The sequence below is a fragment of the Paenibacillus sp. OAS669 genome (assembly GCF_014873645.1).
GTDB classification, from domain to species: Bacteria; Bacillota; Bacilli; order Paenibacillales; family NBRC-103111; genus Paenibacillus_S; species Paenibacillus_S vulneris.
On record NZ_JADBDR010000004.1, the window covers coordinates 267274 to 279254 of the forward strand.

Below are 11981 nucleotides of genomic sequence, written 5' to 3' on the forward strand. Positions count from 1 at the left end.
GAGAGAACGCTTGAACACTCAACTTATTGATGATAAATTCGGTACAATAATACGGCTGCTTCCGCCCTCGTTGCATTAGCCAACGGATTCAGCCTGCTTCCGTCACCTTCGACTACACCGGCCTTGACCATTGCCGCAAGGTCACTAATAGCATAAGACGATACTTGTGTACGGTCCGCAAAAGCAGCCAAGTCCTCCTCTGAACTTTGGGGCAGTGTTTTCCCAGCTTTATGCAAAGCGCGGCTGATAAGCACCATCATATCTTGCCGTGAGATAGGCTCCCTCGGATAAAATTTCCCATCCTCTCGCCCTTCCGCTAATCCAAGAGCTTTGGCCACCCCTACCGCATGATGATAATAATCATCCTGATTCACATCGTGAAATTGGGCGGAAGCCGAGGCATTGAATCCCATAGCCCTCGTTAATAAAAGCATAAAATCCGCTCTGGTAACTCTGGTGCCCGGATCAAATTCCTTCTCCGATATCCCGGTTATCACTCCCTTGGACGCCATCACTTCAATGGCTTCCTTAGCCCAAGGTACGGTTTCAAGATCCTCGAAGCTTTTGAATACGTAAGCCGCCGCGAAGGAACTGAAACGAGTCGTTTTAAACATGATCTGCTCCTTAGAGGCCACATATTGGGCCGTCGGAACCGGCTCTATGCTACCCTGCGGATCGATATGCCACACAGTGAGATGCTCAGCTTGGGTAAGCTCCTCACCTGCAGCACGATATGGAATGGCAACCAATACGGCCGCATCCGGATTATCGAAGGGGACGATTTGACCGTCAACCCGGATATCCAGTTGAACTATCGGCCGATCTCCAACCTCTTTCTGTACAGATTCAGGCAGAGTATTCGCAGTGCCTTTCCCAATCCTTAGACCAATCTTCTGTGCTTCATTTAAAGACCTATTCGACAGCATATGAGAAGGAATTCGGATCGTACCCAGCTCGGTAACGATAATGAAGTCCATATTCGGCTTGCTTATAAAATAGGCAACCGGAATAGACAGCTCATAGCTCTGGGCTCCTTCCGCTTTTTCCAGCTCAAGGGTGATACTGCGCTGCTCACCAGACTGGGCTTTCTTTAGAGCATCGTTATACAATTCATCCGTTAACTGCGCCAGTGCCGCGCCGGAGAGTGGATCCAATTGGACCTTCAGCGGCAAGGTCAGCCCCTTCTCCGTAGAGATTTCCGGATTCGGAGGCAGCTGCGGAATCACCGGAGCGGAAGCCGGGCCGGATGACGATGGCCGTCTGGAGCTGTCTCCCAGCTGAACGGCAAACGTAGCGGATTGAGACAGGCTGCTGTCCTGTCCCCATACCTTGACGGTATAGATGCCATTCAACAATTGGCTCAAGGTGTACTTGAAGTAATAAGCACCTTTAGCTCCGGTCGCGCTTTGATCGGAATATTCCACGACCTGGTTCGGGTTTCGAAGCTCGACATGTACAGGATTGCCCTCTATAGTCCCCGACGTACCAGAAATGATGACACTGCGTGTTCCGTAGTCAAACACAGCTGATACACTTGGAGCTTCCAGCGGACTTACATAAAACGCTTCCGTTGCAATGCTCGTCACGTTCTCGCCGCTTACCTTGACAAGATAGTTTCCGTTGACTCTTTGTTTCAGTGTATAGACAAATGAATAACGGCCGTCCGGGCCAACCGTTCCTTGATCCAAATAATCGAGTACGTCGTTCGGATTCCGAACTTGTACCGTTACCAGGCTGCCCGGAGCCGTCCCCATGCTTCCTGTTATTTGGACCTGGCCGCTAGAGCTATCATATGAAGCGTTGACCGCAGAGGAAGGTGCCGCTGCAGCTGGAGACACCATACTAAAGCATAATAACAGCACGAGCAATAGCACCGTGGATTGTTTCAAACTTACTCCTCCTTTGGGATGCAGGGGAATGCTGCAGCTTAAGCCCGCTTATTCCCCTATCCCCATGTTCGACTATGGAATCGAGACTACATTGGAGATCACATTCCTGCTCGATGTTTGATCCCACACGAATACCTTCAGCTTGTAGCCTTCCGATACATTCTCTGGCAGCCTGAGCAGCGCACTTGCTTGAGTTGTTGCGCCTCCGGAAATGGTTTGTTCGGTCAATGCATATCGGGTCATCCGATCCTGTGAATCGAACAGCGCAATGACTACCACTCCATTCTGGCTGACCTTGGAGTTGCTGGCCAGCGTAGCTTTGACCATAACATCCCTGACGCCATTAAGACTGTAAATCAAATTACCTCCTAGATCATGCAGCTCTGTCTTTTGTATGGTGAACATCCCGGACCCCCAATTAGGGTTATAAGTCATCCGGAAAGTGCTAATGCCCGTGTTCCCATACTCGTCTTTGCCGGTAATCACAATCTCATTGGCTCCTTCTTGCAGCGTCAAAGGAATGTGCAGAGGAATGCCCGGCGTTACGGTTACATTCTCCATTAGCACCGAGCCGTTCAGAGACACAACAGCTGCAGCTCCCCGATTCGACGTAACGGACAGCTCATAGGCTGGGACATGGACGACTGCCGGAACGGTTGAAGTCGGCTGGAATACAATGGCCGATTTGTTATAGGTGACGGAAATCGTTTTTGAGTTGATCACGTCGCCGGAGGCTTCGCTATGCACCGAGATGGTAATGGTATTCAAGCCTTCCGTCAGCTGCAGGTCATGCGAGAACAGGCTTCCTGCTTCGTGGTATACCGATTGGATGACCGTTGTACCGTTAAGGCTGATCTCCAAATTGGCTCCGTCTACCATAGTTCCCTCGACGGTATAGGAAGGAATCTCAACGGCAGCCGTACTCGGGTTATTAAGGAGGAACTTTGCGGAACGATACAGCTGTACGTCTTTGAATTTGGCTGCGGCCAAGTAATCGGAGTTGCTCGTAGATTTCGGCGCATCCACCGCCATTCCGATGTAGGCTTGGTCCTCAAGCTCCAGGACGGCAGAATTAACGATCCCCCAGTTGACCCGATCGGTAGACACATAACCGGTAATGGTATTGTCCGTTCTGACAAGCTTCAACCAGAAAGGTGCCTTCAGGCTGCTGGAGGCTGCCGCTTTCGAGCTGTATTTCGCCCCTGCGGCCAATCGGTTCATAAAGAGAGCTTTCCTTCCGGTCGGTGCGTTTTCATCCGTATCCGGGGTCAGGAAAATCGCCGCAGCCGGCGCATTATCGGCAAGACTGGCTCTTACCATGAGTCCCGCTTTGGTCAAATCATCGATTTCCGAGTCAAAGTCAACATAAGCGATCATCTCGAAATTGCCTTCAACCGGCTGATAAGTATAATGGAAGGAATCCGTGCTGCCGCCGATGACTCCTGCCCCTTTGACCGAGAAATCATTCCCTACCTGACTGGCGCTCCCCTCAATAGTGACGGAGCCTATGTCGCTGGAAACCCAAGGTGTGATATCTCCCGCACCATTGACGTAAATAATGGTAACGGACGAAAGGGTCATTCTTCCCGTATTATCAATTGCCTTGGAATAAATATAGTGCTCTCCCTTGGGGGCTTGCTTCCACTCCAGCGTGAACGGAGCGTTCTGAACCCGGCCGATTTCCTGACTGCCGGAATAGAAGATAACCTGGGCAATGCCGCTCTCAGCTGATGCTTCCGCACCAAGGGTGATGATGTCCCCCTCTTTGAAGGCTTGGTGCATACGAATCCCTGTCGTTTGAACAATCGGATTCGGCGTAACAGGAACGACCAGGGAATTGATATAGTTCTCCAAGTAAGTATATCCGTTCGCATCTAGTCCCGCCCCATCCGAACCATTAGCGGGGTTAAGCCCATGGGCAACCTCCCAATCATCCGGTATCCCGTCATGGTCACTGTCCAACGGAGGTGCCGCCGGCAGAAGCTCAGGCAATCCTCCATCGCTCTGGATCGTATTAATGATCCGGCCTGTGCCGTTTCTCACATCGGCCACAATCCTCGCATCCAACGAATCCCGTTTCGGCAGAGACGCCCCTGCGCTTTGCAGTACTTTCTCATACGCCGCTTCAGCCGTATCCGTAGTGACAGGACCTCCTATGGGATCGGTCGCATCCGGAATCAGGATAGGCTTAAACTTGCGAACGATAGGCCCTTGTGGATTGATGGCCTTCCATTGGCCTTGCGAATTGGTCACCCAGTTATTGGCGGAGACATCCGGCGCCCCTTCCACAACATTGCCGTCAATGTACCAGGTACCGCTGTTCGCTTCGCCGGAAGGAGCGACTATTCGGCTTTTTACCCCGTCAAAGGTGCTGGGACCCGGCTTATAATAATTGTTGATCATATTGATGCCTACGGCCTGCTCTCCGCCATAAGCAGAATTGTTGCCCCAGTTATAGACGACATTGTTCCGGTAATCAATCTTGGTCGGATAATTATCCGGATCGGTTTGCCGGTCAAACCGCGGATTTCTGCTGTTGTGACTGGCCAGAAGATTATGATGGTATGTGGCGTTCGTTCCGCCCCAAATCCCACCATATCCGTGCGCGCCTTTGCCATGAATGGAAAGGTTCAAGCTGTCGCTGATAATACTCCACTGCACCGTGAAATTTTTGCGGTTTTTGACCGAGAACGTTTCATCGGAGCTCCAGCTGAATGAGCAATGATCAATGATAATATTGTTGCCCGTAATATCTGCGGTATCGCTCAGCACGTTAATTCCGTTGCGGAATCGGATATAGCGGATAATCTGATCGGTCCCCACATTATTGTTGCCAAATTTGACCATGTACCCGCTAACCGCGATGCCGTCTCCAGGAGCTGTCTGCCCTGCTATTGTGATATTGCCTACGGTAATATCCAGCTCCCGCTTCAGATGAATGGTTCCCGAGACGCGGAATACAACCGTTCTATTGCCTGCGCTAACCGCATCGCGAAGAGAACCGGGAATCGGAGCTTCTCCCGCTTTGGTGTCATAATCCTCCAGAGTCGTAACTTCGTATACTTGTCCGCCCCGGCCGCCTTTGGCATACATCGCTGCCCCTTCGGCACCAGGGAAGGCCGGAACCCGAGCTACGGCATTCGGATCTACAGTTACACGAATGGACTGGACGGCGCTCGCATTGCCCGCTTTATCGATATAGCGGTACTGAATGACGTTATCGCCTTGCCCACCGACTTCAAATTCAGCGGCATATGCTTTCCATTCTCCTTCATTCACCCGGTATTGGACCCTGCCTTCTTCCGGGAGCTCCCCATTTTGCTCCAAATAGATGAGCACAGGCTTGGTATAGGCTCCGTTCTGCCCGTCCGGCATGGCAGGGGCTGCAAATGCCTTTATATCAGGAAACATGCCCGGAATAATAACGGATTGGGTCGGGTCCCAGCCATCAAACATCCGGGGAATCGTCAGCTCACTCGCTTCCTGCGCCGACATTTGGGTTCCCATGACCCTGGTGGCAGGACTTGCTCCCGGACCGCTGCTGTTGTATTCCGTGAACGAATACGGATCGACTTGCATCGTGGTCCAGCCGGCTGGATCAATATGATCATCCATATAGGTATTGATAAACCGCACAATCGGCTTATCCTGCCATGGTCTGCCCAGAAAATGCTTCCCTTGTGTGCTGCTGTCCTTCAACAACCGGGAGTTTATAAACACAAGCCCCGGATCGGTTTCATTCTTAGTCGCCGCTGCCGTCATGACTCCGCCGCTGTCCGACTTGTTAATACTGACAGCGTCTACATGATCGAATACGGCAGCGCTTGCCGGGCCATAAATAAAGTCAGTGCGTCCGACAATCGTGCTGTTGCGGTAATATTGTCTGCCGATCCGGGGGCTTTCAGCCCGAATGCCCGCATACAGCGTATCCTGGTAACCAAGGAGCTGAACATTTTCCAGCACTGCTTGATCAGCTTGGACAGCCAGCGCAACGGCTTGACCGTCGGAAGGCTTGGCGCTATTTTCAATCGTCAGATTCGTGGCCGAGAAATGATCCCCTTGGACTATGACGGTCGCTGCGGAGATTGCCTGATTCGGGTTCGTCGCATTCGATTTGTTGCTTGTAATCTTGGATTGTCCGGTTCCTTCCCCTACCAGGCTGACATAAGGCGGTGTAATGACGACATTTTCGGTGTATGTTCCCTTCTTAATAAAGACGACGGTACGCTTCGTGTTCTTAGGGTCGATAGAAGCAATCGCATCCTTAACATTGGTAAAATCGCCGCTGCCATCCTGCGCTACCGAAATCACTTTGGCCGGAGACACAGCAATCTCTTTCGCCGGCTGGCTTTCCCCCTTATCATTGGAGGCCGTTACAATATAATAGTAGATTGCTCCATTGCGAATGGAGGAGGCCTCTCCATCAATAACCTTATCCTTAAAGGTTGGAGAAGTCAGGTTGGCAGCTATCGTCGTATAAGGTCCACCGCTGGTGCTGCTTCTTTTGAGGCTGTAGCCGACCGCTCCGGTCACTTTGGACCAAGACAATTCTACACTGCCGTTATATGCCGTTGCTGCAAAATCCCCTGGCGGCTCCGGAGCACCGGCAATCGGCGCATAAGGCGATGCCTTCACCTGATTGGAATTCATACTTTCCGCGGAACCGTTAGTTGCCGTGACCACATAAAAATAGACAAGGCCGTTCTTTACGGTCAGATCCGTGAAGCTTGTTGCTGTGTGGTTGCTTTGGATGATGTCATAGGGCCCCCCGTTCACCGTACTGCGCTTGATTTGATAAGCTGCGGCATCCGTAACGGCATCCCATGATAATGCAACCTGGTTATTGCCGGGTATTGCTTGAAGCGCCTTCGGCTGTTCCAAGGGCGGAACAGCTTGTACGGCAGCCAGCGCTTCCGAAGGACCGGTAAAAAAGCTTATCGGCATAAGATTCAAGCTGAGCAAAAGGCACAGCCCTACTCGCAGGGCATGCTTCATATCGTAACCTCCCTGAATTTTACATAGAAGAACATCACTTCACCCATGCTGTTAATCCAGCTCCATAACGCCCGAATAAGGCTTCATACCCGTCAGGCTATCCCATACGAATGCTTTGACCTTATAGCCGCTCGTTTGGGAAGGCAGTCGGAAGCCGGCCTGCAATGTTTTCGTTTGTCCCGGTTCAATGTCGGCATCTACGCTGGAGTAATCGACCATCGCATTATGGCTATCGTAAAGCACAAACCATAACGTGACATGCTTCAGGGTCGCGGTAGGGTTCGAGATCTGCTTCCAAGCCAGCACATCCTCGGCCGGATTAACGGTATCGATGAATTTGCCGTCGAAAGTGACCGTTTCCGGCTCCCCGATCCAATACTCGTAGTTAATGACAAAGTTAACCGTGCTTAGGTTGCCTGCAATATCTGCTGCGGACACTTCAATGGTGTTAGCGCCTTCAATTAGCTTAAGCGGGTATGTAAACGGCACATTCCCTGCCTTGGCAGTGGAGTCCGCCACAACGGCACCGTTTAATTTTATAGTCACAAGTGCATCTTTATTTATAGATCCGCGCAGCGCATACTCTGCATCTCTAACCCATGGCGGCGGTGCATCGATTCGGAATTCCGGTGAAACCTGGTCATAATGGACAACCGCAGAAACCCTATCGAATAACGTGGCATTCGGCCGCTGCGCATACACCTCGATCAGATTCGCGCCTGGCACCAGCTTTAAATCAACCTTGTACTGATCTTGGGTCAAAAGGCTGCTGTATACAGGCAATTTGTTCTGATATACCGATAAAGTGACGGAACCGCTGTAGACGCTGTTATAAACAGAGGAAGCTACCGTTCCGGAATACACGTTGGATGCAACGGTTCCGGAGATGGTATAGCTTGGAACATTCGTATAGGCCTTTACCGGGTCCAGCTTCAGATCCGTCGGTACCCGTTCTGCGAACACAAAGTAGCCCGCGTTTTTGCCGCTGTTGTATTCGGTATAATTGTTCCACGGCATTTTAACCTCATCTTTGACCCCGTATAGCTTTTTATAGACTTTAAACGTGTACGAAAGAGCCGGATCTGCTAACTGGATAACCTCCCCCGTATCGGTCCATCCCTCGCCTGCCTTCAACCAATTAGGCAATGTTTCCCGCTGATCCATAGCTACATAAACGGCCGTTTGGTCCCGAACGGAAAACGTCGCTATTTGCGGATAGGGGCCGCTGTATTTCATCGTGTCGACGTGGGTTTTGATCCAATCCGCTTCACGGTATTTATCGGGTATCGAGACGATTTTGAGTGGGGAGGCCCTGTCGGCAAACGGTTCATCTCCCGGATGTAAGCCTGATTGGACAGACCATCGGTGAGCATTATAATTTTCATAAGCAAGAACCTTGTCAAAAATGCTGTCTTCAGGAGTTGCTACGGGAGTGACCTCATAGGCTATCGCCTCAAATTGCGTGATCTCTCCTTCAATATCCACCTTGGCAACCTCATCCCTCGTTATGGCTGAGACACCGATAATATAGGGTTTGCCAAGCGTGATCTTGACGGCTTTGTTCAAAGTATAATCCCATTCGTTCGATGCGGAAGGCGATGCCAGGAACGGATAGCTCGTCGGAGTGCCGGTATACGTGGAGGTTGTATACCACGGATCTTCTTCTCTGGCTTTAATTTTGATGGAATATTTGGTTGCGGCCGTGTCAGGATAGATCCACATGGCAATGGATTGATTGTTGCGTCCTACCCAATAAGCGATTTGCGGGGCGTCCGGCGCTTTGATCGGAGTATGAGTGACCATGACGCTTCGAATATAGACCTCGCCATCGCCAGCAGGAGTTCCGATCACCAGCTTTTTAAAATTAAATGCGTTCGCATTTTTCTCATCGTTCGCCGAAAATAGGTTTGCCTTTTCCCTCGCTCGAATCGGTACGCCGTCCAGCCACAGACTAAACCGTTTGTTCTGAGTATTGACCTCCAGTTTCATCGTATGCCATTGGTTCAGCTGGTACGAGGCTTTCAAATCAGCCGGAGCGGTATCCGTCCAATAGACGGCTCCCTTCCCCGGGTCCAGTCCCCCGATGACCAAATACTTGCTGCTTGTACCGACTCCGGAGTTATACAGCTGCAGCAGCTGATCCTGCTTCTTGGAAGTACCAGGCTGCATAAAGGTGATTTCAGCCCTGATAGTTCCGGTCTTGCTCTCACCGAACGTCTTGCTGATCAGAAAGGGGCTTTCTCCGGCATGATTGACGGACAGATGAAGCGCTTTTTGCTTCGTCGTAGGCTCCTCTTCAATCACGGCATCGCTCGATGCGCCTGCAGGAAGCGCAGAATAATCGAATCCCAGCTGGTTGGCAGGGAGCCCTTCCAAAGCGGTCGAGAAATCTTCTTCCAGGAGAGTAACCTCTCCATCATTGACTGCGGCTGCGGCAGTCTGCTCCGGCGCAAACACTCCTGCCGCTAACGGCTGAAGAAGTAAAGCGCAGCATAACAGCTTTGATATCCATGCCCGCAAAATGGGTACACCTCCAAAATCTTAAAATACTTCTTTTATGTAAACGATTACATAATAGGGATAAACAAGGCCTCCTTTCATTAGCTCCTAAAAAAACAGCCGTTTCATGATGATCATAATCCAAAACTTTCATTCCATAGTAGGCTGAGTCTTTCATTTTCATAGGGAAATACGATCACACTATTACAAAAAAGCCGTGCACCCGAAGGCCGCATCGGCTTTTGTAGATCTATATTCCATTCGTCTTATCCCAATGATGGAACCTTCAAGGCTGTCTGAATGTTTTGCAGATCTAGACGAACTTGTTCATTAAGGAGATGAGGGTGATACAGCCCTTTCCCGATCAAATAATCCGAAATTTTCTCATGGGTGTCGATAGCGTCCTCTAATTGCCGGGTTAAGATTGTCTTGATTTCGGGCGAGACACATTCGGTTACGGCCATCGCATAGTTACGGACACCGCTTTTGGCGGTATTCAGAAAGTCCATGGCGACCACTTCATCCGTCAAATGAGTCATGCCTGTTAAATATTCCAGCACAGGATTCATTGCAGCGCCTCCTTGCTGCTGTTTAATATAGCTTCAAGCTCCTGAAGATGCCTCGTGGTCGTGGCGACATCTTGCTGCAGAATGGCACCCAGCTGCGGGTCTGAGACCAGGGCTTGCATCGTTTTCGATTTGGTCAGGCAGACGGCTTTGAATGCAGCTATTTCGTGAACCTCCAAGGTTTCATGTAATGCATAGGGCTTCATGCTTGATTCACTCCCAATTTCAGGATCTCATGGCTTCAATATGACCTTAATGCAGTTGTCGGTTTTGGTATCGAACAGCTCATATCCTCGCTTGGCGTCACTTAACGGAATTACATGGGTAATAATGTCGCCCGCATTGATTTTGCCTGTCGTAATCAGCTCATACATATAGGGCATGTAGTGAATGACCGGTGCTTGCCCGGAGCGGATGTTCACGTTACGCTGCATAATATCTCCGAGAGGAAAGCCATTGTATCTCCCGCCATAGACGCCGGTGATTTGGATGGTACCTCCTTTGCGTACCGCCTGGGAAGCAATCACGAGCGCACTCATCGTACCGCCCTGAAGCTTAAGGCCGCTGGCCAAAAATTCGAGGTCGCTCATTTTTCCGTCCATCCCTACGGCGTCAATAACGACATCCGCACCGCCTTTGGTGATCTCCTTGAGATAGCTGCCCACGTTTTGCTGCTGCTCGAAGTTGACGGTTTCCACATGATTCGTACGTTTTGCATGCTGCAAGCGGTAATCGACATAATCGACCGCAATGACCCGCTTGGCCCCTTTAAACCAGCAAAACTTTTGAGCCAGCAGCCCTATCGGTCCGCAGCCCAGCACAATGACGGTATCCCCGTCCTTGACTCCGGCATTGTCAACGCTCCAATACGCTGTTGACATGGCATCGGCAACCAGGCACAAGTTCTCATCCGGCTGTTCATTATTGTCCGGAATTTTAAAATGTGTGAAATTGGCAAAAGGAACCCTTAAATATTCCGCTTGACCGCCCGGATAACCGCCTGTAGTTCCAGAATACCCGAAGTATGCCCCCATGTCCCCGTGTTCATTGGCATTATCGCATTGGCTTTCCAGCTGGTTTTTACAATAAAAACACTCGCCGCATGCAATCGTAAACGGGATGATGACTCTGTCGCCCTTCTTCAGCTTCGTAACCTCAGGACCGACTTCTTCCACAATGCCCATAGGCTCATGACCAATGATATAATTTTCCTGTAAATTGGGAATCATTCCATGAAGAAGATGCAGGTCGGAGCCGCATATCGCGGTAGTGGTCAATCTGACGATCATATCGTCCGGCTTTTCAATCTTCGGATCCGGGACCTCTTTAACGGCGACGTTTTTGATACCTTGATACGTTACCGCCTTCATGCGTGACCACCTCCCATATGCTCATCCGGAGTACGGTCGAACATCCCCTTGCGGGACGTATCCTCCGGGAATAAGTTCATTTGAGAAATCATTTCCGTGTTTTTGGCGGCCAGCTGATCCAATTGATATTGCTCCTTCAGCTCATACGGATGGAACCATTTCTTACGAAGCATAAGCTCCGTGATTTCCTGATGAAGGGATATCCCCTGCCTCAGCTGCTTCCGCAAAAGGGCTCTGACATCCGGAGATACCGTTTCCGTCAAGGCGATGGCCGTATTCCGGACTCCTTCTTTGGCACGCATAAGAAAATCCATTGCAAATGTCATATCCGCCATTTCCGGCATATGAAGCGAGTTGATCGGGTCAAGATAATCATGATTCATTGGGTTCACCCTCAATTCAGGATTGGAGTAGGTCTATTCTCGGGGACGGGTGCCTGAAAAGGCGCTCTTTCATATACCGCCATGAGCTCGGCGATGGCAAGCTTCGTTTGTTCAACGTCCTTCTGCATGAGTGCTTTTAATTCCTGATCAAAAACCAGCCCCTGCATCAGTTTCGATTTGGCCAGACATAGCGTTTTAAAATTAAGCGCTTCGTGCAGCTCCAATGCTTCATGAGGAGCTAATACGGGTTGATCCAAGCGGAATCGGCCTCCCTGTAAA

8 protein-coding genes are annotated in these 11981 nt (G+C 50.5%); all 8 read right to left on the reverse strand.

Annotation, left to right across the window (positions count from 1 at the left end):
• Positions 1–23: 23 nt before the first annotated feature.
• Entirely contained in the window at positions 24–1889 is a 1866-nt protein-coding gene (locus GGC63_RS11665) for an S-layer homology domain-containing protein (RefSeq protein WP_192702473.1), read from the reverse strand.
• Positions 1890–1961: 72 nt separating this feature from the next.
• Complete coding sequence (locus tag GGC63_RS11670) at positions 1962–6884, reverse strand: pectinesterase family protein (protein ID WP_192702474.1); 4923 nt, start codon at positions 6882–6884, stop codon at positions 1962–1964.
• Between the two features lie 51 nt (positions 6885–6935).
• Entirely contained in the window at positions 6936–9404 is a 2469-nt protein-coding gene (locus tag GGC63_RS11675; RefSeq protein ID WP_192702475.1) for a hypothetical protein, read from the reverse strand.
• A 245-nt stretch (positions 9405–9649) separates the two neighbouring features.
• Positions 9650–9952, reverse strand: coding sequence for a spore coat protein (locus GGC63_RS11680; RefSeq protein WP_079911721.1), 303 nt, complete (start codon positions 9950–9952; stop codon positions 9650–9652).
• Positions 9949–10155 (reverse strand): hypothetical protein, encoded by a 207-nt coding sequence (locus GGC63_RS11685; RefSeq protein ID WP_192702476.1) that lies wholly within the window; start codon positions 10153–10155, stop codon positions 9949–9951. Before GGC63_RS11685 ends, GGC63_RS11680 begins: the two co-directional genes overlap by 4 nt.
• Before the next feature lie 27 nt (positions 10156–10182).
• Positions 10183–11319 carry a zinc-dependent alcohol dehydrogenase gene (locus tag GGC63_RS11690; RefSeq protein WP_192702477.1) on the reverse strand — a complete coding sequence of 379 codons (1137 nt, stop codon included), beginning with the start codon at positions 11317–11319 and terminating at the stop codon, positions 10183–10185.
• Positions 11316–11702: a spore coat protein gene (locus tag GGC63_RS11695; protein ID WP_192702478.1), complete on the reverse strand. Its 387-nt coding sequence runs from the start codon at positions 11700–11702 to the stop codon at positions 11316–11318. Before GGC63_RS11695 ends, GGC63_RS11690 begins: the two co-directional genes overlap by 4 nt.
• An 11-nt stretch (positions 11703–11713) precedes the next feature.
• Positions 11714–11959 carry a spore gernimation protein GerQ gene (locus tag GGC63_RS11700; protein ID WP_192702479.1) on the reverse strand — a complete coding sequence of 82 codons (246 nt, stop codon included), beginning with the start codon at positions 11957–11959 and terminating at the stop codon, positions 11714–11716.
• Positions 11960–11981 lie beyond the last annotated feature (22 nt).

Coding starts and splice junctions, on each gene's coding strand:
- GGC63_RS11680 (WP_079911721.1), bottom strand. CDS start 9,952: ATGAATCCTGTGCTGGAATATTTAACAGGCATGACTCATTTGACGGAT.
- GGC63_RS11690 (WP_192702477.1), bottom strand. CDS start 11,319: ATGAAGGCGGTAACGTATCAAGGTATCAAAAACGTCGCCGTTAAAGAG.
- GGC63_RS11670 (WP_192702474.1), bottom strand. CDS start 6,884: ATGAAGCATGCCCTGCGAGTAGGGCTGTGCCTTTTGCTCAGCTTGAAT.
- GGC63_RS11695 (WP_192702478.1), bottom strand. CDS start 11,702: ATGAATCATGATTATCTTGACCCGATCAACTCGCTTCATATGCCGGAA.
- GGC63_RS11685 (WP_192702476.1), bottom strand. CDS start 10,155: ATGAAGCCCTATGCATTACATGAAACCTTGGAGGTTCACGAAATAGCT.